Source organism: Helicobacter pylori, from assembly GCF_009689985.1.
Classification (GTDB): Bacteria; Campylobacterota; Campylobacteria; order Campylobacterales; family Helicobacteraceae; genus Helicobacter; species Helicobacter pylori_CG.
The window spans coordinates 103,765-129,013 of the sequence record NZ_QBAW01000001.1 but is presented as its reverse complement, the minus strand read 5'-3'; the positions used below and the strand labels follow the sequence as shown (position 1 = coordinate 129,013).

General features: G+C 38.4%; 21 protein-coding genes and 3 pseudogenes. 11 read left to right on the top strand and 13 right to left on the bottom strand.

All coding sequences use genetic code 11. The features are described 5' to 3' along the window. The first annotated feature begins 8 nt into the window (after positions 1–8). The 3 genes from DBU79_RS00605 (at position 9) to DBU79_RS00595 (ending at position 2,652) form a co-directional block, all read left to right on the top strand. On the top strand, positions 9–1,247 hold the full coding sequence (locus DBU79_RS00605) for a cytochrome b (RefSeq protein ID WP_154411219.1): 1,239 nt from the start codon (positions 9–11) through the stop codon (positions 1,245–1,247). Then, on the top strand, positions 1,244–2,101 hold the full coding sequence (locus DBU79_RS00600) for a cytochrome c1 (RefSeq protein ID WP_154411218.1): 858 nt from the start codon (positions 1,244–1,246) through the stop codon (positions 2,099–2,101). Before DBU79_RS00605 ends, DBU79_RS00600 begins: the two co-directional genes overlap by 4 nt. Positions 2,102–2,397: 296 nt before the next feature. Then, positions 2,398–2,652: a hypothetical protein gene (locus tag DBU79_RS00595; RefSeq protein WP_229763992.1), complete on the top strand. Its 255-nt coding sequence runs from the start codon at positions 2,398–2,400 to the stop codon at positions 2,650–2,652. 41 nt (positions 2,653–2,693) lie between these two features. Here the strand turns inward: DBU79_RS00595 and DBU79_RS00590 are convergent. The 3 genes and pseudogenes from DBU79_RS00590 to DBU79_RS00580 all read right to left on the bottom strand — a co-directional run. Beyond that, a pseudogene (locus DBU79_RS00590) lies at positions 2,694–3,149 on the bottom strand (hypothetical protein); the annotation flags it as partial. Positions 3,150–3,239: 90 nt separating this feature from the next. Then, a complete protein-coding gene (locus DBU79_RS00585; protein ID WP_041202062.1) occupies positions 3,240–3,443 on the bottom strand; it encodes a hypothetical protein in 204 nt (67 codons plus the stop codon). After that, a complete protein-coding gene (locus tag DBU79_RS00580; RefSeq protein ID WP_154411217.1) occupies positions 3,443–4,315 on the bottom strand; it encodes a class 1 fructose-bisphosphatase in 873 nt (290 codons plus the stop codon). Before DBU79_RS00580 ends, DBU79_RS00585 begins: the two co-directional genes overlap by 1 nt. Before the next feature lie 74 nt (positions 4,316–4,389). On the opposite strand from DBU79_RS00580, the gene rpe reads away from it, so the two are divergent. Then, positions 4,390–5,043: a ribulose-phosphate 3-epimerase gene (rpe, locus tag DBU79_RS00575; protein ID WP_000861459.1), complete on the top strand. Its 654-nt coding sequence runs from the start codon at positions 4,390–4,392 to the stop codon at positions 5,041–5,043. Further along, positions 5,021–5,884, top strand: coding sequence for a 3'-5' exonuclease (locus DBU79_RS00570; RefSeq protein WP_154411216.1), 864 nt, complete (start codon positions 5,021–5,023; stop codon positions 5,882–5,884). Before rpe ends, DBU79_RS00570 begins: the two co-directional genes overlap by 23 nt. Positions 5,885–5,909: 25 nt before the next feature. Here DBU79_RS00570 and DBU79_RS07740 read toward each other — a convergent pair whose 3' ends face one another. Beyond that, entirely contained in the window at positions 5,910–6,050 is a 141-nt protein-coding gene (locus tag DBU79_RS07740) for a hypothetical protein (RefSeq protein ID WP_172413698.1), read from the bottom strand. 308 nt (positions 6,051–6,358) lie between these two features. Here DBU79_RS07740 and DBU79_RS00565 point away from each other — a divergent pair, with 308 nt between their 5' ends. Then, complete coding sequence (locus DBU79_RS00565) at positions 6,359–6,829, top strand: hypothetical protein (protein ID WP_154411215.1); 471 nt, start codon at positions 6,359–6,361, stop codon at positions 6,827–6,829. 1 nt (position 6,830) lies between these two features. Then, positions 6,831–7,187, top strand: a complete 357-nt coding sequence (locus DBU79_RS00560) for a hypothetical protein (protein ID WP_154411214.1) — start codon at positions 6,831–6,833, stop codon at positions 7,185–7,187. Here DBU79_RS00560 and DBU79_RS00555 read toward each other — a convergent pair. The 5 genes from DBU79_RS00555 to DBU79_RS00535 form a co-directional block, all read right to left on the bottom strand. Further along, positions 7,165–7,710 carry a prohead core protein gene (locus tag DBU79_RS00555; protein ID WP_154411213.1) on the bottom strand — a complete coding sequence of 182 codons (546 nt, stop codon included), beginning with the start codon at positions 7,708–7,710 and terminating at the stop codon, positions 7,165–7,167. The genes DBU79_RS00560 and DBU79_RS00555 overlap by 23 nt on opposite strands. A 251-nt stretch (positions 7,711–7,961) precedes the next feature. Continuing rightward, a complete protein-coding gene (locus tag DBU79_RS00550; RefSeq protein ID WP_000539080.1) occupies positions 7,962–8,258 on the bottom strand; it encodes a hypothetical protein in 297 nt (98 codons plus the stop codon). A 19-nt stretch (positions 8,259–8,277) separates the two neighbouring features. Next, the gene (locus DBU79_RS00545; RefSeq protein ID WP_154411212.1) at positions 8,278–9,585 is read right to left on the bottom strand and encodes an NFACT family protein; all 1,308 of its coding nucleotides are present in this window, start codon (positions 9,583–9,585) and stop codon (positions 8,278–8,280) included. Continuing rightward, entirely contained in the window at positions 9,582–11,156 is a 1,575-nt protein-coding gene (locus DBU79_RS00540; protein WP_154411211.1) for a DNA repair protein RecN, read from the bottom strand. Before DBU79_RS00540 ends, DBU79_RS00545 begins: the two co-directional genes overlap by 4 nt. 12 nt (positions 11,157–11,168) lie before the next feature. Next, complete coding sequence (locus tag DBU79_RS00535; RefSeq protein ID WP_154411210.1) at positions 11,169–12,023, bottom strand: NAD(+)/NADH kinase; 855 nt, start codon at positions 12,021–12,023, stop codon at positions 11,169–11,171. Between the two features lie 185 nt (positions 12,024–12,208). Between DBU79_RS00535 and DBU79_RS00530 the strand changes: the two genes are divergently transcribed. Further along, positions 12,209–12,937, top strand: coding sequence for an outer membrane protein (locus tag DBU79_RS00530; protein ID WP_154411209.1), 729 nt, complete (start codon positions 12,209–12,211; stop codon positions 12,935–12,937). A 10-nt stretch (positions 12,938–12,947) separates the two neighbouring features. Here the strand turns inward: DBU79_RS00530 and DBU79_RS00525 are convergent. After that, a pseudogene (locus DBU79_RS00525) lies at positions 12,948–14,751 on the bottom strand (DUF262 domain-containing protein). A 117-nt stretch (positions 14,752–14,868) separates the two neighbouring features. Beyond that, on the bottom strand, positions 14,869–16,011 hold the full coding sequence (locus DBU79_RS00520) for an alanine dehydrogenase (RefSeq protein ID WP_154411208.1): 1,143 nt from the start codon (positions 16,009–16,011) through the stop codon (positions 14,869–14,871). A gap of 199 nt (positions 16,012–16,210) precedes the next feature. On the opposite strand from DBU79_RS00520, the gene DBU79_RS00515 reads away from it, so the two are divergent. The 3 genes from DBU79_RS00515 (at position 16,211) to DBU79_RS00505 (ending at position 21,436) form a co-directional block, all read left to right on the top strand. Next, positions 16,211–17,638 (top strand): amino acid permease, encoded by a 1,428-nt coding sequence (locus DBU79_RS00515; RefSeq protein WP_154411207.1) that lies wholly within the window; start codon positions 16,211–16,213, stop codon positions 17,636–17,638. 12 nt (positions 17,639–17,650) lie between these two features. Beyond that, the gene (gene rocF / locus DBU79_RS00510; protein WP_154411206.1) at positions 17,651–18,619 is read left to right on the top strand and encodes an arginase; all 969 of its coding nucleotides are present in this window, start codon (positions 17,651–17,653) and stop codon (positions 18,617–18,619) included. Positions 18,620–18,910: 291 nt separating this feature from the next. Beyond that, on the top strand, positions 18,911–21,436 hold the full coding sequence (locus DBU79_RS00505; protein ID WP_154411205.1) for a TonB-dependent receptor family protein: 2,526 nt from the start codon (positions 18,911–18,913) through the stop codon (positions 21,434–21,436). Positions 21,437–21,526: 90 nt separating this feature from the next. On the opposite strand, the gene DBU79_RS00500 is transcribed toward DBU79_RS00505, so the two are convergent. Together DBU79_RS00500 and DBU79_RS00495 are read right to left on the bottom strand one after the other, a co-directional pair. Further along, positions 21,527–22,234 (bottom strand): YgjP family zinc-dependent metalloprotease, encoded by a 708-nt coding sequence (locus DBU79_RS00500; RefSeq protein ID WP_154411204.1) that lies wholly within the window; start codon positions 22,232–22,234, stop codon positions 21,527–21,529. Continuing rightward, positions 22,234–25,208: pseudogene (locus DBU79_RS00495) on the bottom strand (type I restriction endonuclease subunit R). Before DBU79_RS00495 ends, DBU79_RS00500 begins: the two are co-directional and overlap by 1 nt. Positions 25,209–25,249: the final 41 nt, after the last annotated feature.

Sequence of the window (25,249 nt, the reverse complement as noted above, 5' to 3'; positions counted from 1 at the left end):
AGAATTCAATGGCAGAGATAAAAAAAGCGAAGAATTTAGGCGAATGGCTGGACATGCGTCTTGGCACTAACAAGCTTGTTAAAGTGCTAATGACAGAATATTGGATCCCTAAAAACATCAATTTCTTATGGGCCATGGGGGTGATTTTATTGACCCTTTTTGGCGTGCTTGTGGTCTCAGGGATTTTCTTGCTCATGTATTACAAGCCTGATGCGAAAATGGCGTTTGATAGCGTGAATTTCACCATCATGCAAGAAGTGGCTTATGGTTGGCTTTGGCGCCACATGCATGCCACGGCAGCGAGCATGATTTTTGTTATTATTTATATCCACATGTTTGTCGGCATCTATTATGGCTCTTACAAAAAAGGCCGTGAGATGATTTGGATTAGCGGGATGATTTTATTTGTGGTCTTTAGCGCGGAAGCCTTTAGCGGGTATATGCTACCTTGGGGGCAGATGAGCTATTGGGCCGCAGCGGTTATCACTAATTTATTTGGAGGCATTCCTTTCATTGGGGCTGATGTGGTGGAGTGGATTAGGGGCAATTATGTCGTGGCCGATTCCACTTTAACGCGCTTTTTCATGCTCCATGTGTTTTTACTGCCCATTGCGATCATTCTACTTGTTGGGGTGCATTTTTATTCTTTACGCATCCCGCATGTCAATAACCAAGAAGGCGAAGAAATTGACTTTGAATTAGAAGAAAAGAAATTCATTGAAGGCAAGAAAAAAGAATCCAAAGTCATTCCTTTTTGGCCGGTATTCTTGTCTAAAGATATTTTTGTGGTTTGTGCGTTCATGGTCTTTTTCTTTTACTTGGTGTGTTACCACTATGATTTTGCGATGGATCCTATCAACTTTGAAAGGGCTAACAGCCTTAAAACGCCGCCTCACATTTACCCTGAATGGTATTTCTTATGGAGCTATGAAGTCTTAAGGGGCTTTTTCTTTAGCGCTGATTTAGGGCTAATGGCCTTTGGCGTGGCGCAAGTGATCTTCTTCTTACTGCCCTTTTTGGACAGAAGCCCAGTCGTCGCTCCCGCGCACAAACGGCCAGCGTTTATGGTGTGGTTTTGGCTTTTAATCATTGATATGATTGTTTTAACGATCTATGGTAAATTGCCTCCGCTTGGGATTGGTAAATACATTGGCTTAGTGGGTTCAATCACTTTCCTAGCCCTTTTCTTTGTGGTGTTGCCCCTTATCACTATCGCTGAGAGCAAGAAACAAGGGGGTGTTAGATGAAAGAATTTAAGATTCTAATCATCCTTATTGTGGTGGTAGGAGTGATTTATTATGGGGTTGAGCCTTATGCGCATTCGGTGATGCACCCTAAAGTCGCTCCGGCAGATTTTGCTTTCAAGGATTTAGGGCCGATTGATTTAAAAAATGGCGACGCTAATAAGGGCAAACAGCTTGTAGCCGAAAATTGCACCGCTTGCCATGGCATTAAATCCCAAAACATTCCAGCCCCTATGGATAGCCTTAGCGCGAGCAACTCTTTTGGGGTCGTGCCACCGGATTTAAGCCATGTGGCGGGGGTTTTGAGCACGAATTTCTTAGCCCACTTCATCAAAGATCCTGTGAAAACGGCGAAATTGAGCCATAAATTCAACGATGAAAGGCCCTATCCTATGCCGGCGTTTTCTCAATTTAGCAATCAAGATTTGAGCGATATTGTGGCGTATCTCACTTCTATTTTGCCTAAAAGTTTGAGCGATGAGGAAGTGTTTGCTCAAAGCTGTCAAAGGTGCCATAGCTTGGATTATGCTAAAGATAAGGCCTTTAGCGATCCTAAAGATTTAGCCAATTATTTAGGCTCTCATGCGCCTGATTTGTCCATGATGATTAGGGCTAAGGGTGAACATGGCTTGAATGTTTTCATCAACGATCCGCAAAAGCTTTTGCCTGGCACGGCTATGCCTAGAGTGGGGTTGAGTGAAAAAGCTCAAAAACAAGTCATCTCTTATTTGGAAAAAGCGGGCGATAGGAAAAAACATGAAAGGAATACCTTAGGGATAAAAATCATGATTTTCTTTGCGGTGTTGTCGTTCTTGGCTTATGCGTGGAAAAGAAAAGTTTGGAGCGAAGTGCATTGAATTAAAAAAGGGGGGAGGGCATGGTTTTATGATTTTTAATTTATGGTGGGTTGTTTGAATGGCTTTTTCAAAATAATCTTTATTTTGGGATTTTATTATTACTAATAACCCCTATAAGGTATTATGACTACAAAGCTTTTTGAGTGGTTTAACTAAATTCTAAACGCTATAGCTATTCTAACAACCCCTAACACCCCAAAATTTAAACGCTCTTAATCCTAATAGTTAAAAGATTTAAAGGAAACTTAAAATTGTATCAGTAGAGATTTGAGAATTTGATAAAAATATTATAGGTAGTGAAATCATTGGTATCTATGTATTGCGGTTTGAAAGAAAATGATTTAAACAAACTCCAAGAAACTATCAAGCCTTTCAAACATTTTTCCCCTTTAAAATGCCAAAACATTAGCACCACCCTTGTTTCTTTGCCCACCATCACGGATAGCGCATGGGTTAATCGCTATTTTAGAATGGTTCTATTCAAATACCTTCTCCATAGTTTATTCCCCCAATATGGCAAAATGATTTTATCTGATGCGAATGCGGCCTAAAGTGAGGCAAGAAGCGAACCGGCTAAACACCCCCCTACCCGCTAACGCTTAGAGTCATTTATGTAATTTTCAATATCTTTTTTAAAATCCTTAAAGATAAACTTGATGTTCAAAATTTTAATTTTTTCTTGAATGCTTGGTCCCAAATTATCATCAATTGATATTAAAATACATTTCGCATTGGCTCCACCAAAAATTTGAGCGTTAGCAGATAAATTGGCTAAAACCCCTTTATTTTTTAATTCCCCACTCTTACACTCTACAATATAGAGATTTTTACCATCGCTAAAAGCCATGTCAAGCTCAGCATAAATAGGACGCTCATCTCCTTGAATAGCAGTCATGCTTTCAACGCTCAAACGCATATTCAAGCGTAGATCATAAATCACTTGTTTATCTAGCAAATTTAGTAATTCAAAATAAATATATTTCAATTCATGTTCTTTTGCAATGGATCTATCCTTATCAAATTTTAAACACCAACCCCCAACAACCCAAACAACTCAAAAATAAAAGAAATAAAAAAGCAACACCAACGAAATAAAAAAATAAGAGAGTATTAAATAACGCTTATGCGTATTTGATAATCAGTTGAAATCAAACCCGCCCGCTTCGCCTAAACTCATGCTTTCATAAGCCGCATTCACATAGTTGTTGCGAATCTCGCATTTCAAAACCTTCTCACATTTCAAGCAACTCGCTACTTGTTTTTCTTCTTGGCATGCTTGCAATTTCAAAAGAGCGTCATTAAAACGCTCTTCATATTCTATTTTTTTAGCACTATTTTGCATCATTCTCCCTTTAAATATTTTTCTAAAATGTGAGCTTCATGCTGGCTGGTTAAATAGCATTCGCTTTTTTCATGGTAGCTTTCTACGCTTTGATCTAACAGGCGCTTTTTAACCCCCTTATCAAAATAAAACGCTTCCCCTCTAGCTTTTTCAACCATCAAGGCTAAAGGAAAGACTTCAAAAAGCTTTCGCAATTTCTTTTGCGGGTAGGAAAATATTCCGCCTTTTTTAATCAGCACATGATGGACATCAGCCACCATAGATCCCGAGTATCGTAAGCGGTAATTTTCTGCAAAAAACCCTTCCAAAGCCTTTTTTAAGCCCGAAGAAAAATCCTTTTGATTGCCTCCGCTAGCGATGATTTTACCCTTATTTTCTAAAACAATGGTTTCTATAAAATGGAACTTGTTCTGGTAAAACGCGTAACGATAAACTTCTTCTAAAGCCACCACCAGTTCTATTTTATGCCCAAAAACCACATAAAGGCTTGCGGCTAAATTTTGCGCCTTATAATCCTTTTCATAAACCCCTATAATCGTGCCCACTAAGAAATTCGCCTCCATCACTGAGCTCCCGTCTAGTGGGTCATAAGCGATCAAATAAGAGCCGTTTTCTTTAGTAACAGGCGTTTCTTTTTCTTCGCTAAAAACGCTTTTCACATTTTCTAAACTCAAAAAATTTTCTTCTAAAAATTTGTCTAGGGCTAAATCCGCTTTAATGGGCGTATCCCCGCTGCTGTTTTCTAGCTTGGTGTAACTCCCAGCGTCCGGCTTTTCTAAAATCTCTTGGGCTTTTTTAACCCCTTTTTCTAAAAGACTGATGATTTCTATAACGATGCTTGCATGCTTGCCTTTAAAATGTTTGTAATCCATAAAAACCCTTTTATGATTTGATTGATTAAAGATGCTAATATTTTACTTGAAAACATTGGAAATAGGGAAGTATTTTGAAAGTAGCCCCGAGCCTTTTGAGCGCTGATTTTATGCATTTAGCCAAAGAGATAGAGAGCGTGAGTAACGCTGATTTTTTGCATGTGGATGTGATGGATGGGCATTATGTGCCTAATTTAACCATGGGGCCTGTGGTTTTAGAGAATGTTACCAAAATGAGCAAAGTGCCTTTAGATGTGCATTTAATGGTAGAAAATGCGAGTTTTTTTGTGGGATTGTTCGCTCCTTTAAACCCGCAAATCATCAGCATCCATGCAGAAAATGAAAAACACCCCCACAGGGTGTTGCAACTCATTAAAAATTCAGGCATCACGCCAGGCATTGTTCTAAACCCCCACACGCATGAAGAAAGCCTTAAATATTTGCTAGAAAGCGTGGGGCTAGTGCTTTTAATGAGCGTGAATCCGGGCTTTGGCGGGCAGAAGTTTTTAGATTTGGTGTTAGAAAAATGCTTAAAAGTTAAAGAATTGATCAAGCGCTACAACCCTAGCTGTCTTTTAGAAGTGGATGGGGGCGTGAATGATAAAAATATCTTTGAACTCCAACAAGCGGGCGTGGATGTGGTGGTTTCAGGGAGTTATATTTTTAAATCTAAAGATCGTAAGCTGGCTATTGAAGGCTTACAGAATGTCAGACAGCCTCTTGCATAAAGATATTCAAGCCCTAATCACTCGCTTAAAGCACCAGGATTTAAGCTTAGGCATGCTAGAAAAATCGCTCTCTCGCCTTATTTATGATGAAATCAATTTGGAATATTTAAAAGCATGCGGGCTTAACTTCGTAGAAACGAGCGAAAATTTAATCACGCTCAAAAACCTTAAAACCCCCCTTAAAGATGAGGTTTTTTCCTTTATTGATTTAGAAACCACCGGCCCTTGCCCCCTAAAACATGAGATTTTAGAAATCGGAGCCGTGCAAGTAAAGGGGGGGGAAATCATCAATCGTTTTGAAACCCTTGTGAAAGTCAAAAGCGTTCCTGATTATATCGCTGAGCTTACAGGCATCACTTATGAAGACACCCTAAACGCCCCAAGTGCGCATGAAGCCTTGCAAGAATTGCGGCTTTTTTTAGGCAATAGCGTGTTTGTAGCCCATAACGCTAATTTTGATTACAACTTTTTAGGGCGTTATTTTGTAGAAAAATTGCATTGCCCCTTATTGAACTTAAAGCTTTGCACTTTGGATTTATCCAAACGAGCCATTTTATCCATGCGTTATTCTTTGAGCTTTTTAAAAGAGCTTTTAGGGTTTGGCATAGAAGTCAGCCATAGAGCCTATGCGGACGCTTTAGCGAGCTATAAGCTCTTTGAAATATGCTTATTAAACTTGCCCAGTTACATCAAAACGACGATGGATTTGATTGATTTTTCCAAATGCGCTAACACCTTGATCAAAAGACCCCCAAGAGCCAGACACCAAGAGACTCTAGCGCCATTTTCTCTTTTTGAGAGGACAAAGGGTCTGTTAAATATCATAAAAGCAACCAGTTAAACGAAAGCTGTTTAATTGGGTTTGATTAGGGATAAAATTTTAGCATATCCATTTGATACTTTTGGATATTGCCTAACACTTTGATTTTTTTCTCAATATCGCACTCATCGTATATCTTTTTGTATTCTTGTATGATATTGACTTCATCGGTGTTTTTATTATCCATGCTCATAGCTGGATTATAACAAAATAAACAAATTATGGTATAGTTCGGTATAGTTTGTTTTTTAAGATAAAACTCCCCTATCTAATAGGGGATTTTTTTTTGCTTATTTTTTAGCTTGGCTTGGCTACTTCTTTCTGTAGCTTTTTAAGGCGGTTTTCTAACAATACCACTTTTGCGGTTTATGGTGTAAATAAGTGGGTTTATAAGCTTGTTAAAAACCTAACCCTTAAAAGTTCAAAAAAAATAGCTAGAATTTTTGTCTTATTCTATTTTTTGGTAGAATAATAATTTTTCACAAGGAATTACACATGAATAATATTTGGTTTCAGTATAAAATTGGCAAGCAACTAGATGAATTAGAAATTGAAGATTCTTTATGTCTTTCTTTATTCAAATCTCTTGAAAATTGTATTAAGTTTAAAAAACTTAGCAATATTGGATTAAAAGAAGCAGAAGTTAAAAGAGACGCTGAAATCTCAAGGTGGCATGCAGAACTTTTAAGAGAAAAAAATCTTAAAGAACAGCGTAGGCAAAAAGAAGAGCAAGAAAAAAAATCTCAAGAGAATTTTCAAAAGTTTTTAGAATTTTGCAAACAACAAAATCGTGTTCTTAAAAAATTTGATAACACCAATTTTTCGTTTGAATGCGATGAGCCGGCTACAAAAAAGCCCTTAGAAAACCCTACAAACAACATTCTTAACTCCAATCATCAAAATACACAACCACAAAACAATATTAAAATGTTTGATTATTTTGATAATCCTATGTTTAGGTATTGAAGTGAAAAAAGCATTAATCATAGCTAGCAAAATAACTCTTTGGTTATTGGCGCTTCTGGGTGTTTATGCTTTAGTGATCTTTGTTATGCTTAAAGCCTATCATCAAAATAAAGGCTATAGGATTTTAACATTTGGAATGATTATAATGACAAAAGGAACCTATGAAGCCTATCTTGATACTGATATTGCAAATAACTCTGAACAATTGGAAGAGATAAGAAATCAAAAGCTTAACAAAGCATTGGAATTGTGCAAACAATCAGGTCTTGTCCTTAGAGCGTTTGACGGCAAAAATTTTTCATTTAAATGCGATAAAACCAATCGCTCCAATAATCCTAACGAAAAGATAGATCCTTAGAATCTGAATTTTTTCTAAAAGATTGAGAGCAAAAAATTAGAAATTTGAACGCAATTGAAACCTTAATGCCCATGCACACGACTTTTTTGAAGTTAAGGCTATCATTTAGCGTGTCGCATAGCTCTTCCATAACACCGAGTATTTCGTCTCTTAATTTATCATCATCGCCATATTCCTCGTCGTCTTCTATGGTATCATCATCGGCTCTAACCATGCATGCGTCGTTTTTAGCTTTTTCTTCATCACGGAGGGCATCGTCTCTCTCTTTGTCTCGCTTAACTCTGTCGTCCGCTTCATAAAGCTTATCGTCATTAGGGCTTGCTTTGTCCTTAGCGATTTCTTTGTCAAGCTTTTGCGCTTTTTTGTCATCGTCTTTTTCGTAGCCTTTTTCACTCTCATCGGCTTTGACTTTTTTATCCGCTTCTACGCGTGCGAGATTTTCTTTGTCTTTTTCAATGTCTTTTTTAATAGCTTCAATCATCGCTTGTTTGTCTTTGTCTAATGTTTCTAATGGTTCGCTCATTTGCGTGTCCTTTTAAAAAGCCTTTTCTATATGCTTTTAAAGTTATAGCTTCCATTGACATAGGTTCTACAATATCATAAATATAATAGTAAGTCAACATAAAAAATATTTTTATGTTTATTGTTTAAATTATTTTAATAGCAGAAAGAAAGTATAAATATAATATAATAATTAAGTAAAACCTACATCAAGTTTTACTTAAATCAAATTAAAAAATCCATTTCAAAATATCTTAACCCTTTAGTTTAATCCTACCCCACAATATCCAACAAATGCTCTTCATGCCACAATTCAATTTCTTCTTCTTCCAAGCCAAACGCCTTAGCCCTTTGGCTGTTTTGATAGCGGTTTTTAGAGCCTTCTTTAGGGTCTTTATCGCTAATAGCTTGCATGTTTTCTAACGCTCTTGTTTCTTGGGCTAATTCAAGCTTATTTTGAAAGCTTTGCGCTAAATCCAGCATATCACTTCTTGCACCCTGTTGGATAGCAGAATTTAAAGGAGCGTTTTGGTTGATATAAGTTACATTGCCTAAAGCTGAAACACCCATGCTAACCTCCTTAGAATGTTTAAGTGTCCTTTAGACTAATAGTTCGGTATTTTGAGTAAATGACATTAGCTCCTTTGATGATTTTGACAAATTTTCGTTGCGTGTAGTCAATTTCGTAACTATTAAACACATCTTTTTGCATTTTAATCAACATTTTGGCTAATTCCATAATAACCTCATTTCTAGGCGTATTCTTTTGGCAAAAAACGATCAGATGCGATCCAGGAATATCTCTTGCATGCATCCATAAATCATTCGCTCTTGCGTCTTGTAAGAGTTTGACATTCTCTTTTTGGTTTTTCCCTAAACCGATTTTAAAATCCTTATAATACAGCACTTCATACCCATTCATCGGGCGTTTGGTTTTAGAATTTTTTACCGGCATAAACATTTCTAAAACGCTTTCTTCTTTTGCTCCTTTAACATAATTAATTTGATTTTCTTTAAAGGCGATTTTTTCTTTTAGATTCTCTTCTTCTAAATATAAGAATTGCGATTTTTGTTTCTTTTTTTTGCTGAGAGTGAATTTTTTATTGATAAAAGCGTTTAAGGGCATGCTCTTATCAATTTCAATCGCGCATTCTTTATCTTCAAAATCCTTTAAAACCACGCGACTTTCATGCTTATTGATTAAATGCTGGTAAGTGAGCAATAGCGAAGCTTGAGTTTGCAATTCTTTCGCTTCCAATTGTAAATTTTTAGGATCTTCTAGTTTTTCTAATTTTTCTTTCAAGCGTTCTTTTTGCATATTCAATCGCTTGATGATGTGATTTTTTTTGTGTTCTAATTCTTTATGTTGATAGGATAAAAAATCTTTTTCCAAAATCTCTAACAATCCCTTAAAATCCAAATCCTCTTCTTGATGCTCGTATGCATTAGGAGGCAATGCCCCTAAAATATCGTTTTTAGCGACTCTGTCATTAAAACGAAAGGCCTCTATCACGCATTTTTCTTTATCTAAAATCATGAGATTGGCTTTTTTAGGGATCATTTCTAAACGCAAAATAAAATTTTCACTCTTATAAGCCAAATCTTTAGCGCCTGTGATTTCTAAAATCCGATCGTCATCAATGATGTTTGCTTGTAAGATTTTGGCATTTTTAGTGAATTTATTTAAACAAAAATCTAACGCTAGGGTGTTTTTTAAAACGCTCTCTGGGGGTTTTTTTGACAAACCGATATAAGGCGCGTTCAAATCTAAAACAAAGGCGTGTTTTTCTTTAGAAAAAGTTTCCAATAAAAAACTAGATGCACTCAAGCGTTTGAGATTAAAATGCGTTTGAGCGTTTAAAAATTCGCTGAATTTCTTTAAAAGAAAAAATTTCATTCTTGCGCCTTTAATTTTTCCTTAGCAAAAGAAATCGCGCTCTCTATATTCTCGCTCCCCCCTATCATGCGTGCGATTTCTAAAACCCTTTCTTCGTTATTAAGGGTTTTGGCGAGACTTTTGTGGTTTTCTTTGAAGACTAAAATATGGTTTTTAGCGAGCGCTGGGATATGGACTTGGTGCGAAATGGCAAAGATTTGGGAATGGCTGCTCAAGGTTTCAAGGGCTTTAGAAACCGCCAAACTCTCTTCACCGCTCAGGTTGGAATCCATTTCATCTAACACCAACACGCCTTTAAAATCCTTTAAAAACTCCATTTCTAAAAGCATGAACGCCAACCTCAAACGGCTGTATTCTCCAGAGCTTAAGGTTTCTAATTGGGAATTTTGTAAATTCAAAACGAGTTTTTGAGCACCTTTTTCGCTCATGGGGGCTTCTTCTAAAACCAAACTAGGGCTTTTTAGGAGCAAATCTTTCGCTTTAGCGCTTAAAAGAGCGTTAAAACCGGCTAAATACTCTTTTCTAAAGCCGCTTATTTCTTCGCACAATTTCAAGCATTCGGTTTTTAGTTGCTCTATTTCTTTGTAGTAAGTTTCGCAATGGCTATCAATTTCTTTTAAATTATGCAATTCGTTTTTAACATGCCCTAATCGTTCTTTAGCATGCGTAATACTCCCGTAATCCTTAATGATCCCACTTAGCACGCCAAGCCTTTCTAGCACTTTTTCAATATCCAAACGCTCGCACTCTTCTAATTTAGCCTGCTCTTTTTCCAATAGAGCGCTCGCTTCTAATAAAGCGCTTTTTAAAAATTCAGCGCTATGGCCCACGCTCTCTAAAGCATGCGTGATTTTGTGGGTATTTTCTAGCACATCTAACGCCAGAGCGATTTTATCGTTCAATTTTTCCTTACTGGAAAGCAATTTTTTTTGCTCTAAAAGGCGTTCGTATTCATCTTCTTTTAAATCCAATCCCTCTAATTTCATTTTTTCAAAATTCAAACGCTCTTCTAAATCCTTTTGGAAACGCTTTTTATCCTCTAATAATCGCCTTTCTTTTTCCAGATTCTCTAAGCGGGTGAATTTTTCTTCAAGCGCGCCTAAAAGGGGGCTAAACGCCTTGTTTTCGTTTTGGATATAGCCATCTAGTAAAGAGAGCATTAAAGTATCATTGAGTTCATTCTGGCTGAATCTGTCGTTAGATAGGCGTTTGATCAAACCTTTTAACAACGCTTTGAGCGTGTTTTTAGACAGGCTTGTTTGGTTTAAAAAATAGCGCGTTTTTTCTTTTTTAATCACGCTGATGACTAAGGGTTCATGTTCATCTTCTCTAAAAATGCCGTATTCTTCAGTGTCTAAAAAAGGTGCAATCAACTCCACTTCAATGTTTGAAGCGTTGCTCTCTTTAAGCCCAAACGCCCCTAAAAGGCTCGCAATAAGAACGCTTTTTCCCACCCCACTAGCCCCACTAATCGCGCTCAAGCCGTCTTTAAACTCCAAATCCAGCTTTTCAAAAACAGCGTTTTGACGCACTTTTAAGCGTGTGATTTGAGCGTTATTGAAATCTCGCATGTTTTACCCTTTTTATCTTTTTTTGCTAGGGCTTTCCCCCCATAAGAGCTTTTCTTTAAGCACTTTAAAATAATCCCTTGAATTTTTTTGTAAGAGTTTGGTGGTCGTGGGGCTTTTTTGAATGTATAGGGGTTGGTTGGCTCTTAAATCATAGGTGGCTTGCCCATCAATGACCACAAGAGCGTCTTCATGAGTGCAAAAATTCAAACAAAATTCCGCTCCTAGCACTAAAGGGCGTTGCGTTAAAGAAAAATCGCACAAGGGCGTTAAAATATAGCTTTGGCTTAAAGCATGCACAATGGGTCCATGAGCGCTCAAATTATAAGCGGTTGAGCCTAGGGGCGTGGCAATGATAAGCCCATCGCCTTTATAGGTGTTAAAGGGCGTATGGCCCACATAAGCTTGGATGTCTAAAACCCCTAAAGCTTTTTTTTTGGCGATCACAATTTCATTGATCGCATAAAAAGAGGTTTTCCCGATACGGCCCTCTAAAGCCAAATGCTCTTCTAATTTGATTCTGTTGTGCTTGAGATCTTGTAAGAAACCTTTCAAACCATTCAATTCAACCGCACTCAAAAACCCTAAATTCCCTATTCTAACCCCAAAACATGGCTTATTGTAAGAATGCGTCATTCTTAAAGCCCCTAAAATCGTGCCATCGCCCCCTAAACATAAAAACGCATAAGCTTTTTCTATCAACCGCTCATCTTTTGCTCCATCAAGGCTATCAATCATGAAGCTTTCAAACCCTTCATCTTCTAAAAGCTTTAAAACCCATTCTTTAGCTTGCTCTAGCTTTTTAAAAAGAGGGTTTTGATAATGAGTGGGCCGCACAAACACGCCGATAGTTTGATGTGAATCTTTCATGCGTATATTGTAGCTTAAAGCTTGAAACAAAATTTTAAAAAAAAGGGTTTTAGCCGCTTTTTATTAATCTTATGTGAAATTCATAAGAAGTTTTTATTTTTATTAATGTTTCATTTTTTAATCGTTTTTAATTGTTTTTTGGGTATTCTTTTTAAAAATGTAAGCATTATGTTAAGGAATCATACATGAATAGATTTTTTTCTAAACCTTTGTTAGCTTTGGTTGTGTCTATGAGCACGCTACTAGCTATGGATGGTAATGGCGTTTTTTTAGGGGCGGGTTATTTGCAAGGACAAGCCCAAATGCATGCGGATATTAATTCTCAAAAACAAGCCACTAACGCTACTATCAAGGGCTTTGATGCGCTTTTAGGGTATCAATTTTTCTTTGAAAAACACTTTGGCTTGCGCCTTTATGGGTTTTTTGACTACGCCCATGCCAATTCTATTAGGCTTAAAAACCCCAACTATAACAGCGAAGCGGCACAAGTAGCAGGTCAAATTCTTGGGAAACAAGAAATCAATCGTTTAACAAACATTGCCGATCCCAAAACCTTTGAGCCAAACATGCTCACTTATGGGGGGGCTATGGATGTGATGGTCAATGTCATCAATAACGGCATCATGAGTTTGGGGGCTTTTGGTGGGGTGCAATTAGCCGGCAATTCATGGCTTATGGCAACACCGAGCTTTGAGGGTATTTTAGTGGAGCAAGCCCTTGTGAGCAAAAAAGCCACTTCTTTCCAATTTTTATTCAATGTGGGGGCTCGCTTAAGGATCTTAAAGCATTCTAGCATTGAAGCGGGCGTGAAATTCCCCATGCTGAAGAAAAACCCCTATATCACTGCAAAAAATTTGGATATAGGGTTTAGGCGCGTGTATTCATGGTATGTGAATTATGTGTTCACTTTCTAGGGGCGTGTCCCTAGAGCGTTAAAACGCTCTCAATGATTTCAATCAGCTCTTTTTCTCTTTTTTCTAAGCTTTTGGGTGTCCATTCTGTGTAATGGTGTGCAATGTCTTTGGTGGTGTCATAACAAGTCATCGCTCTAAAAGTTTTCTTTTCTTCTCCCATGTAGATTTTCTTTTTATCTTTGAAATCCAAATTTGAAGCTTCTTTGTTTTTCTTGCCCCCTAAAAGCGTGAGGTTGGCTAAAGAATGCGTGTAGCACTCCCTTTCTTCTTCGCTAAAATCCTTCGCCCATTGGCTTGAGGGATCGGGCTTTTGAGGCAAGATGTGTTCAACATGAAAATCGTTCGTTTGAATGCGTTTAGGTCTAGGATCATCGCTCATGAAATATTCCACTAAAATGAGAATGGGTCTGAGCCATGAACTTTTTGAACTTTTTTTGTGTTTTTCATACAAATGGTCATCTTTTAGTTTTTCTCTAAAATTTTGCGTGATATTTTTTTCATCTAAATATTTTTTCACAATAGAAGCGATGTCTTCTACGCTTTTCTTTTCTTTTAGGGCTTTAATAATGTTGCAATTAGTTTGTTTTTTAGGCTCTTTTTGCTCTGCAACCCAATTTTGGTAATAAAACTTGACTAGCAATTCTTTTAAAGTCTCTATCTCGCTTTGGCTATAGTTGTGCAATATGCTGGTGCACAAAATGACACGCCAAGAATCCGTAGCCACATAAGAAAGCAAGTGGGCGTATCGATCCGACATTTCCAAAATTTTACAATAAGCGTTGTAAAAATCTTCTACGCTCTTAAGGTATTCTAAAGGGGTTTTATCAAGCTTTTCAAACTGATCGGCAAGTCTTTCTTCCATTTTTTTCCCACCAGTTACCGGATTAAGATAGTCTAAATACCAACTGAACAATGTTTCTGCGGCATTTCTATCTTGTTTTTTCTCTTTTCTTTTTTTCTTTTTTTCTTTTTTTCTAAATCCTTTAGAATTTTTAACTCATTATCCAAGCATTTTTGATACAAGTCATTCCACCGAGATACAAACTCTTCTTGATCCTTTTCTTTAGCGAGTTTTTTAACAACTCCACCTTAAAAACATCTATCGCATGCAAGGGCAAACCCCTAGCGTTTAAAACACCAAAAATCCTTAACGCCATACTTATATTGGAGCAAGTGGTTTTGATAAATATGACCTTAAGATACAGCCATCTAATGAAATCGTTAATGTTCTCAATCTCTTTCTTTTCAAGATAGTTTTTTAAACAAATCGCATTTTTCAAGTAGCTGTTCTTACCCTTGCTTGGGTCGTTGCTCTTGCTATTCTCACCCTTGCTTGCATCAAGATCGTCAAAAAAATCTAAGGCATTTTGAAAATCTTTTTCAGCGTTAAGCCCTATAGTATCAAAAATCAACCGCTTTCTTTTTTCTCCATCAGTATCGCCCAAACTCTTTTCTAAAAAATCTCTGCTAGTTTTGTTTAAAACTTTATCGTTTAAAACTTTATCATAGAGAGTAACTAAAACTTTTGCAAGCAGAATGAAAGTGCTTAAGCGTTGCTGGCCATCTACAATGTCATAGGTTGTAGCGTTGGTTTTGGAATCTATGTCAATTGCGATTAAAACTAATGAACCGCAAAAATAATCGCTTTCTTTATATTCATAGCTAGAAAACAAATCGTCTAAAAGCTTTTCGCAGTTTTTTTCTGTCCATTGGTAAGGGCGTTGGTAGGTAGGGATTTGGTAATAAGCACTAAGTTCTGTAGCTAAAATATCTTTTAATTGATAGGCCTTGCCTTCAATGCTTTCGTTTGCCATAAAAACCCCTTTGCGTGTTTTGAATGGATTATAACATTAAAAAGTGTTTTTTTTTTGAAATATTTCCACGCATTAAGACGCATGGTTTATCGCCATGCCCTTTTTTACAGCCTATTTTTAAAGCTCTTTTAAAACCTCTAAAGGCGATTTAAACGCTAGATTGAAAGCTTTAGCGATGCCTTCTTGGGTGATATAGCCGTTATAAGCGCTCAAGCCTCCAAGGGTGTTTGCCACGATTTTGGTGTTGGCTTTTAAAAAGCCTTTCAAGCCATGCTCTAAATAATACAACAAATACGGCACGCTCGCATGGCTATAAGCTACAGAGCTTGTTTTAGCGGCAATCCCTGGCATGTTAGGCACGCCATAATGCAACAAACCCTCTTCCACATACACCGGGTTAGAATGGCTTGTTTGGTGTATGGTTTCTATGCACCCCCCTAAATCGCAAGCCACATCTATCACTACCCCTTGTTTTTGCATGCGTTTTAAATGCCTTCTTAAGATCACTTTAGGGGTTTGGCTCGCTGTAACTAACACCGCTCCCACTAGCCCCACCGCTCCGCTTAAAGCCTGAATGATATTGGCTTCATTCACGCTTAAAACTTCTAAATCATACAAATGGTAATAGGGGTGGTTTTGCAATTTAGCGTAGTCTAATTCTAAAATCGTTACTTTAGCCCCCATTTGGCTCAACACTTTCGCGCTCTCCATGCCAACCACACCGCCCCCAACCACGACAATTTTAGCCCTTTGTGCACCCGATAACCCCCCAAGCATGACCCCCTTACCCATAAAGCCCTTAACATGCTCTAAAGCCAGTAAATAATGCTGGATTAAATGCGCAGCCAACCTCCCAGCCACCACGCTCATAGGTGCTAAAATAGGGTAGTCGTTTTTAGGCCCGGCAATGGTTTCAGTGCAAATGGAAGTGATTTTTTTATCTATAAACATTTCGCACAAGCTTTTTTGATACGCTAGATCCAAATAACTAAACAGCGTGGCTTTTTCTTTCAACAAAGGGTATTCATGCTCTAAAGGTTCTTTGCATTTGACCACCAAATCCTGCCCCCACGCTGTTTTAGAATCCACGATTTTAGCCCCCACGCTCTCATACGCTTCGTTACTATAACCGCTATTAGTGCCGGCATGATTTTCCACTAAAACCCCCACGCCCTTTTGAGTGATTAGCGCCACATCATCAGGTACCAAAGCCACTCGTGATTCTAAATCCATGCTTTCTTTGACTAGCCCAATAGTCATGTTAATCCTTTAAATAGTAGTGTCAGTTATGATTATACTCACTCCATTAAACGATTGGGTATCTTTCTTTTAAAAAGCTAAATAGTATTACCCTTTTACACAATAGAATTCATTTTGTTTGTTATTCATTTTCTTATTATTTTGTAATTGTTGGTTGGGATTTAAAATAGAATTTACCTAACGATTAAAGGATGCGTTTATGAAAGACAACACGACTTTAAGCAGGGACATTAGCTTCAACCAATTGATGATGATCGCTTTAGGGGGAACGATTGGCACCGGGCTTTTTGTAGGCACAGGGGGGAATATCGCTAGCGCAGGGCCTTTAGCCACGCTTTTAGCGTATTTGATTGGAGGGATTATTGTCTATTCTATTGTTTTATCTTTGGGGGAATTAGCGAGCGTGTATCCCACTACAGGGAGTTTTGGGGATTATGCGAGCCGTTTTATTAACCCAAGCACAGGGTATATGGTCTTTTGGATGTATTGGCTGAGCTGGGTTTTAACCGTGGCCGTGGAATACATCGCCATAGGCTTGCTTATGCAACGATGGTTCCCGACTATTCCTGTGTATGTGTGGGTCATCGCATGCATTGTGCTTTTATTTTTGTTGAATTTCTTTTCGGTTAAAATTTTTGCCACAGGCGAATTTTTGCTCAGCACCATCAAAGTTTTAGCGGTCTTTGTGTTTATTGTGCTTGGGTGCATTGGCATTGTTTATTCGTTTTATTTGCATGGTTTTGAAGGCGTGTTCGCTAATTTCTATTTTAACGGGGAGACTCAAGGGCTAGAAAAAGGCTTTTTCCCTAAAGGCGTGGGAGCGTTCTTTGGAGCGATTTTAGCGGTGATTTTTGCTTACACGGGCACAGAGATTATCGGCGTTGCAGCAGGAGAAACTAAAGACGCGAAAAAAGTCATGCCTAAAGCGATTAAAGCGACTTTATGGCGGATCGTGTTTTTCTTTTTAGGGGCGGTGTTTGTGGTATCGGTGTTTTTGCCCATGACGGATAGTGGTTTGACGCAAAGCCCTTTTGTGAGCGCTTTAGAAAAAATCCCCTTACCCTTTTTGGGCGTGGGCATCCCTTATGCGGCAGATATTATGAATTTTGTCATTGTCACTGCGATTTTATCCACCGCTAATTCTGGGCTATACGCTTCAGGGAGGATGATTTATGGCTTAAGCCAAAAAAAGATGTTTTTCCCCCTTTTTGCTAAACTTAACGCTTCTGGCACGCCCACTTATGCTTTGTATTTATCTTTAGGGGTTACACTTATTGGCATGCTTACCGAAGCGTTTGCACCAGAAAAAATCATGGCAAGCTTGATCAATGTGGTGAGTTTTATGGTGATTATTGTATGGATCAGTATCAGTGTAGCGCAATACCGCTTCAGGAAAGAGTATCTGGCTTTGGGAAAATTCTTAAAAGATCTTCCTTATAAAGCCCCTCTTAATCCCTTGATCCAAATCATTGGCATCAGCGGATGTTTGGTGGGGCTTATAGGGGCGTATATGGATGCAAATGAACGCATTGGAGGGTATCTCACGCTGGTGTTTATGGGGCTTTGCTATGGGGCGTATTATTTGAGTAAAGACAAATGGGGCTATCAGCAAGAAAAAGGAATTTAAAGGAGTTATAAAATGATTTTAATAGGATTGGAAGCGGAATTAGGAGCGTCAAAAAGAGGCACCGATAAAGGGGTTAGGCGTTTGAGAGAAGCCTTAAGCACAACGCACGGCGATGTGATTAAAGGCATGCAAACAATCATTCAAGAGCGGTGCGTGCTTTATAAAGAGTTTAGATACGCTAAGAATTTTGAAGATTACTACCTTTTTTGTAAAGAAAATTTGATCCCTTGCATGCGAGAAGTGTTTGAGAAAAAAGAATTTCCTTTGATTTTAAGCTCAGAGCATGCGAACATGTTTGGGATTTTCCAAGCCTTTAGGAGCGTTCATAAGGACAAAAAAATAGGGATTTTGTATTTAGACGCGCATGCGGATATTCATACGGCTTATGACAGCGATTCAAAGCATATCCACGGCATGCCTTTGGGCATGGTTTTAAATCGTGTCCGTAGCGGGTTCAATCGCATGAGTGAGAGCGAAGAGAAGGCATGGCAAAAGCTCTGCTCTTTGGGGTTAGAAAAGGGAGGGTTAGAAATTGATCCTAAATGTTTGGTGTATTTTGGGGTAAGAAGCACCGAACAGAGCGAGAGAGATGTGATTAAGGAATTGCAAATCCCTTTATTTAGCGTGGAAGCGATAAGAGAAAACATGCAAGAAGTGGTTCAAAAAACCAAAGAATTATTAAAAGCGGTGGATATTATTTATCTCAGTTTGGATTTAGACATTATGGATGGCAAGCTTTTCACTTCTACTGGCGTGCGTGAAAACAACGGGCTGAGCTTTGATGAGTTAAAGCAATTACTGGGCTTGCTTTTAGAAAGTTTTAAAGACAGATTAAGAGCCGTTGAAGTAACCGAATACAACCCCACGGTGAGTGCAAAACACACCGACGAAGAAGAAAAGCAGGTTTTAGAGATCTTAGATCTCATCATTAATAGCTGTAAAATTAAAGACAAGAAGCCATCTTTTACAATGAGTCGCTGATCGCTTTTCAAACACAACGATAAAAAGTTAACCCGCTTTTAGCGTCAAAGAATGTTTTGTGTGTTTTGAGAGCGCATATAGGCTCGTTGTGTGTCAAAATGGGAATTTTTCACTAGAGATTGAGCAAAATCAGCAAAATCAAAAAAAAAAAAAAGATTTTCATGGGAGATTAATGTAAAATTCTTATTAAGTTTTTTTTGTTTTTATTACCTAATACTTGCATTCTCATTAGCGTGATTTTACTTAAAAAATTTAAACCATTTTTTAATCTCGAAACATAAGGAGTTTGCGTTGCATAAAAAAGTTCTGTTGGCTTTAACTGCCAGCTTAATTTGCCAAGAGTCTTTGTTCGCTAAAGATAAAGACTACACTTTAGGCAAGGTTTCTACTGCCGGGAAAAAGGATAAATCTGATTATTCTGGGCAAGTCAATTTGGGTTATAGCGGGATTACCGCGCCTAAAAGTTGGCAAGATGAAGAAGTGAAAAAATACACAGGAAGCCGCACGGTGATCTCTAATAAAGCGCTCACCCAACAAGCTAACCAAAGCATTGAAGAAGCTTTACAGAATGTCCCAGGTCTGCAAATTAGGAATGCGACAGGTGTAGGGGCTATGCCTACTATCCAAATCCGTGGCTTTGGGGCTGGGGGTTCAGGGCATAGCGATGCGACGCTTATGTTAGTTAATGGTATTCCTGTTTATATGGCCCCCTACGCTCACATTGAGCTAGACATTTTCCCCGTTACCTTTCAAGCCATTGATCGCATTGATGTGATCAAAGGCGGGGGCAGCGTGCAATACGGACCTAACACTTATGGGGGTATTGTCAATATCATCACTAAGCCTATCCCTACTCAATGGGAAAACCAAGCGGCTGAAAGGATCACTTATTGGGCTAAGGCTAGAAACGCCGGGTTTGCCGCTCCCCCTGATAAAACCGGCGATCCTTCTTTCATCAAGTCTTTAGGCAATAATCTCCTCTATAACACTTATGTGAGGAGTGGAGGGATGATCAATAAGCATGTGGGTATCCAAGCACAAGCTAACTGGGTTAGAGGACAAGGCTTTAGGGACAATAGCCCCTCTAGTATTTCAAACTATTGGCTAGATGGAGTCTATGACATCAACGAAAACAACGGGATTAAAGCCTATTACCAATACTACGATTTTGCTATCGCTCAACCAGGATCGCTCAGCGAGCAAGATTACAAAATAAACCGCTTCGCTAATTTACGCCCTATCAACCAAAAAGGCGGGCGCTCACAACGCTTTGGGGCTGTGTATGAAAACCGCTTCGGGGATTTAGACAAAGTGGGCGGGACTTTCAGCTTCACTTACTATGGGCAGTTGATGACTAGGGACTTTCAGGTAAGCTCCAGCTACAATAGCGCTAACACGGTTACTTGTTTTAGCGAAGCGGCATGTAGGGCGGCAGGACTCCCGGCAGGGTATAACTTGGCTGTGCCTTATTATGCCACCAACTACAATGGTTGGGCAGAAGTAGAAAACCCTGTGCGCTCCATCAACAACGCTTTTGAGCCTAAAGTGAGTTTGATCGTCAATACCGGGAAAGTCAGGCAAACCTTTATCATGGGCTTGCGTTTCATGACCACCACTTTTTTACAACGCCAATACTTAAACACCAATGAATGCCCCACCAAAACGAGCGGTGAGGGGGCAGGATTCTTGTGTGAGGGCGCTAATGTGATGAGCGGTTGGCAACCCCACATCAAGCATGGCGTCTATAGAAACTGGAATAACTGGCGCAACAATTACACAGCAGTTTATTTGAGCGATCGCATTGAAGCTTGGGATGGGCGCTTTTTCATCGTGCCTGGTTTGCGCTACGCTTTTGTGCAATACAACAACGAAAATGCGGCTAACTGGGCGCAAATCCCTGAGAAGGATTTAAGAAAAATCAAGCACATGAACAATTGGATGCCCTCAACCAACATTGGCTTTATCCCTGTGCAAGGCGATCACAATGTGCTTACCTACTTTAACTACCAACGCTCTTTTGTCCCGCCTCAATTAGATGTTTTGAGCTATGGAGGAGCGGAGTATTTTACCCAACACTTTGACACTGTGGAAGCAGGAGCGCGCTACACCTATAAAGATAAGTTTAGCTTCAATGCGGACTATTTTAGGATTTGGGCACGCGATTTTGCCACCGGGCAGTATTCAGTCTATACAAGCGGCCCTATGAAGGGTAATGTGCGCCCCATTAATGGCTATTCTCAAGGCGTGGAGTTGGAATTATATTATAGGCCTATTAGAGGGTTGCAATTCCATGCCGCTTTCAACTACATTGACACTCGTGTAACCAGCCATGGCCCTTTAACAGACTTGAATGGGGATGTGCTAAAAGGGACTAGCTATAACAAGCATTTCCCTTTTGTAAGCCCTTTCCAGTTCATTCTTGACGCTCGTTACAATTGGCATAAAACCACCATTGGTATTTCTAGCTATTTTTATAGCCGCGCTTATAGCGGGATTAGCAACAGCGCGGCAGGAGGCTATTATGGGATGCAATATTATAGTGGGGGGAACAACTATGAAAGCGTTCTCAATAGCGGTTATCAATGCGAAGCTTGGTGTATGACCCAACATGAAGGGCTATTGCCTTGGTATTGGGTGTGGAATATCCAAGTGAGCCAAATTTTCTGGGAAAACGGAAGACACAGAGTTACAGGAAGTTTGCAAGTCAATAATATCTTCAACATGAAGTATTATTTTACAGGGATTGGTTCTAGCCCTGCAGGCTTGCAACCTGCACCTGGAAGGTCAGTTACAGCGTATTTGAACTACACTTTCTAAAGGCTTTAAAAAGGAGGGGGATTACTGCTCTATGATGAGTCGCTAAAATCAGCCGCTTAGCAGTTTTATTAACAATGATGGAATCTTCATTTAAGAATACTCCAAATAAGTTTCTTTGAGACTGGCCTTAGCCCTTTGCCAATTAGGCAAATACAAACTCAGCAAATCCCTAAAATATTCGTTATGGTGGCGCGTTTTTAAATGCAATAATTCATGCAAAACCACATATTCAATGCCCTCGCTAGGCGCTTTAGCCAGTTCCAAATTAAAAAGCAAGGTGCGTTTAGCAATGTTGCAACTCCCCCATATCTGTTTCATTTTTTGGATTTTAAAGCTTTGTATGCTTTCGTTTAAGATTTTTTCATACTGGTTGATGTAGGTTTGTATTTTTTCTCTTAAGACTTGTCTGTAATAGCTTTCTAACACTTTTAAGCGCTTTTCCAAACTCGTTTTTTGATGGACATGCAAGATTAAATATTTAGGGCTTTGGAGGACGAAGTGTTTTTTTGTGGTGTGTTCAATCTTTAACAAATAGCGTTTCCCAAAAAGATAATGGCTTTCTCTCTCTAGCATTCCTCTTTTGCTTTGTCTGTTTTGGTTTAAAAAATTTTGTTGCTGTTCTTTTATCCAAGGGAGTCTTTTAATCAAAGAAAGCCTGAGGCTCTCATCGTTTAAGGCTAGGGGGCAAGACACACGCACAGAGCCATCAGGCGGACAAACGCTAATGTGTAAATGCTTAATATCCTTTTTTTCTATAACGATGTTGGTATCATTTAAAGTCAAACAATAAGCGTTCATTAATGATACTCGTCTATGTGTTTGGCTAAATTAAAGGTATTTTCTAACAAACCCTCATCGTTTATGATTTTTCTTAAAGCGATTTTAAGGTTTTTTTCTTTTTGGTTATGCCCCACCCAACCATCTTTTTTATTATCCCTTATGCATGCGTCTATTTCTAGGGCTAAGGCTTCATTTTGATCTAAATTATCATAGAGGGTTTTTAAAGCGTTAGTGTTGATCTTTTCAGGGTAATTTTTATCTTCTTTATGGATAACTTGCTTGGCTAAATTGTGGATTTGTTGCAAGTATTCTAAATAGGTTAATTTCTTTTCTCTAAACTGGTTGATCAAATCGTTTAAAAGCGAAGATAACTTTTCGTAATACTTAGGATCGCTCGCTTCTTTTTCTATAATGCGTTTTCTAGTGTTGTTGGCGATGCTTTCTGCCATAGAGCTTTCCTTTTTAAACACTTCAGACAGCTCCTTATTAAAATCATTAATATCCATTTGGGCTAAAACTTCGCACAGCCCTTGATCTTCTATTTTAATTAGCGTCTTGCTGTCCGTGGCTTTAATGTAAGCGTCTAAGATCCTGTGCATGTCTTCGCTATAGCTTTTTAAATCCACGCTATCCCCACTATTTAAGCCAATCATCTTTTGTAAATGCCTATAAAATTCTGCTTCTTGTTTGATTTTTTGCATTTCTTCTTTAGAATAAATGGGCTTTTCTAAATGGTTCAATTCCACAAACATTCTTAAAAACACGCCCACAAGCTGGTAAAACAACCGCCTTTTTTGAGCGTTTTTTTCTAAATCGCTCCCACAAAAATAAGCGATATAACCCGTTTCATCTTTTGGCTCTTTCACGCTTTCACAAAGCGAACTCAATTGATCTCTAGCCCTTCTAATTTTTTCTTAATCTTTTGAGCTTTGTTGGAGATAAGCCCTTGAATGTCTTCTCTTTCATAGTTTTCAAACGCCCCGTTAGTGTAATCGCTGTGTGCTTCTTGCAGGCTATCAAACAAATCGCTATAATCTATGATACAGCCAAAATCCTTATCTTCGCCATCCAGTCTATTCACCCTACACACCGCTTGAAAAAGCCCATGATCTTGCATTTTCTTATCAATGTATAAATAAGTGAGGCTTGGCGCATCAAAACCGGTCAATAGCTTATCCACCACGATCAATAGCTTCATTCTAGCAGGCTCATTAATAAAACGCTTTTTAACTTCTTCTTCAAACTCTTTGGTTTTATTAAGGGCTTTTTTCTCATCTTTTTCATTAAAAAAGTTTTGCAGCATTTTGCAATAAGCGCGGTATTTGTAACTCTCTTCGTTCTCATTGCTCCCGCAATCTTTAAGATCAGCGATATTGGGTTCATAGCTTGTGATCACAGCCACCTTATCCTTTAATTCTGTTTCTAAAAAGAGTTCAAAATACCGGCATGCGTTATACACGCTTTCAGCCACCAGCATGGCATTCCCCTTTCCATTGCTTAATCTTGGGAGTTTTGCCATATCCAATACAATATCTTGCACAATGTGTTCCAATCTGTTTTTAGTGGAAAAAACTTTTTGCAAATTAGCCCATTTCTTTTTAAGCTCTGTTTTAGCCGCATCATTCAAATTTTGGGTTTTTAATTCAAAATATTCGTCTAGCTTTTTGGGGCTACTGACATATTGATCCACGCTCCTGGCTTCATAATTTAAATCTAACACCACTTTATCGCTAACGGCTTCATTAAATTTATAGCAATGGATATAATTCCCAAACACTTCTTGGCTTGTCTTTTTATCTTGTTTCAACAAAGGCGTGCCGCTAAAGGCGATAAAAATCGCATTAGGGAGCAGGCTTTTCATGGCGTTGTGCAATTTACCGCTTTGGGTTCTGTGGCATTCATCCACTAAAACAATCCATTCTTTTAAAACAGGTTGCTTTTTTAAGTCTTCTAAGTCGTTGTCATCAAATTTATGCACAAGCGATCCGATCAAAAATTCCTTATTTTCAAACAGCACGCTCAATAAATCCTTCTTGCTGTCGGCGCGATAAATAGCCTCGCCTATTCCTTCAAACACGCCTTGAATTTGAGCGTCTAATTCCCTCCTGTCTGTAACGATTAAAATCCTTGCTTGTTTGATATTGCTTCTTAGCCATTTAGTAAGCCACACCATAGTAAGGCTCTTACCGCTGCCTTGCGTGTGCCAGATCATCCCCCCTTCTTTTTTGTGGATAAATTCTTGCGTTTTTTTAACCGCAAAATACTGATGGAATCTGGCGCATTTCTTTTGCCCCTTATCAAAAATCAAAAAATCATGGATAAATTCTAAAAACCTTTCTTTTTTTAAAAAGCATTCAATCGTCTCAAACAAATTTTTTTGAACGCCCTCTTCTTTCCAAGAAAGGTAGTATTTTTCTTCAGTTTCTATGACGCCATATCTCAGCCCTTGACTTTCATTGCCCGCCATAACCAATTGAATCGTTTTAAAAAAATCTCTAATAAATTCTTTCTTTTGGTTGTCTAAATTTTGCCTGATAGCGCTTTCTACGCTCACGCTGGAATTTTTTAATTCTAGCACCCCTAAAGCGATCCCATTAACATAAAGCACCATATCCGGTCGTTTCATGTTTGGCCCTTTAACGCTCACTTCTTCAGCCACGCTAAATTCATTCTTAGAAACATCTTTCCAATCAATGAGCCAACTTGTTTGGTGTGGTTCATTCTGGCTTATTTTGGTTTTCACGCCATAAATTAAAAGCTCGTAAAATTTTTGATTCGCTTCGTATAGATCGTTTTTTAAAGCGTTATTGATTTCATGCTCAATTCTTTGCCACCTTTCATGATTGATTTTTTGGTTTTTAACTAGCCATGCCTTCAAGCTTTCTTTATTAATGTTTTCATTATCGCTCTTTGTTAAATCCCCCAAATACGCATAGCCCATGCTTTTAAAAGTTTCTATGACTTGTTTTTGAACTTCTTTTTCTGTTTTCACCATAAACCCCCTTAAGAGCGCTTTTTATCGCTTTATATTAT

Bases quoted from the DNA above. Each gene is read 5' to 3' on its own strand.
- DBU79_RS00605 (WP_154411219.1), top strand. From the start codon at position 9: ATGGCAGAGATAAAAAAAGCGAAGAATTTAGGCGAATGGCTGGACATG.
- DBU79_RS00600 (WP_154411218.1), top strand. From the start codon at position 1,244: ATGAAAGAATTTAAGATTCTAATCATCCTTATTGTGGTGGTAGGAGTG.
- DBU79_RS00585 (WP_041202062.1), bottom strand. From the start codon at position 3,443: ATGCAAAATAGTGCTAAAAAAATAGAATATGAAGAGCGTTTTAATGAC.
- DBU79_RS00580 (WP_154411217.1), bottom strand. From the start codon at position 4,315: ATGGATTACAAACATTTTAAAGGCAAGCATGCAAGCATCGTTATAGAA.
- DBU79_RS00570 (WP_154411216.1), top strand. From the start codon at position 5,021: ATGTCAGACAGCCTCTTGCATAAAGATATTCAAGCCCTAATCACTCGC.
- DBU79_RS07740 (WP_172413698.1), bottom strand. From the start codon at position 6,050: ATGGATAATAAAAACACCGATGAAGTCAATATCATACAAGAATACAAA.
- DBU79_RS00565 (WP_154411215.1), top strand. From the start codon at position 6,359: ATGAATAATATTTGGTTTCAGTATAAAATTGGCAAGCAACTAGATGAA.
- DBU79_RS00555 (WP_154411213.1), bottom strand. From the start codon at position 7,710: ATGAGCGAACCATTAGAAACATTAGACAAAGACAAACAAGCGATGATT.
- DBU79_RS00550 (WP_000539080.1), bottom strand. From the start codon at position 8,258: ATGGGTGTTTCAGCTTTAGGCAATGTAACTTATATCAACCAAAACGCT.
- DBU79_RS00545 (WP_154411212.1), bottom strand. From the start codon at position 9,585: ATGAAATTTTTTCTTTTAAAGAAATTCAGCGAATTTTTAAACGCTCAA.
- DBU79_RS00540 (WP_154411211.1), bottom strand. From the start codon at position 11,156: ATGCGAGATTTCAATAACGCTCAAATCACACGCTTAAAAGTGCGTCAA.
- DBU79_RS00535 (WP_154411210.1), bottom strand. From the start codon at position 12,023: ATGAAAGATTCACATCAAACTATCGGCGTGTTTGTGCGGCCCACTCAT.
- DBU79_RS00530 (WP_154411209.1), top strand. From the start codon at position 12,209: ATGAATAGATTTTTTTCTAAACCTTTGTTAGCTTTGGTTGTGTCTATG.
- DBU79_RS00520 (WP_154411208.1), bottom strand. From the start codon at position 16,011: ATGACTATTGGGCTAGTCAAAGAAAGCATGGATTTAGAATCACGAGTG.
- DBU79_RS00515 (WP_154411207.1), top strand. From the start codon at position 16,211: ATGAAAGACAACACGACTTTAAGCAGGGACATTAGCTTCAACCAATTG.
- rocF (WP_154411206.1), top strand. From the start codon at position 17,651: ATGATTTTAATAGGATTGGAAGCGGAATTAGGAGCGTCAAAAAGAGGC.
- DBU79_RS00500 (WP_154411204.1), bottom strand. From the start codon at position 22,234: ATGAACGCTTATTGTTTGACTTTAAATGATACCAACATCGTTATAGAA.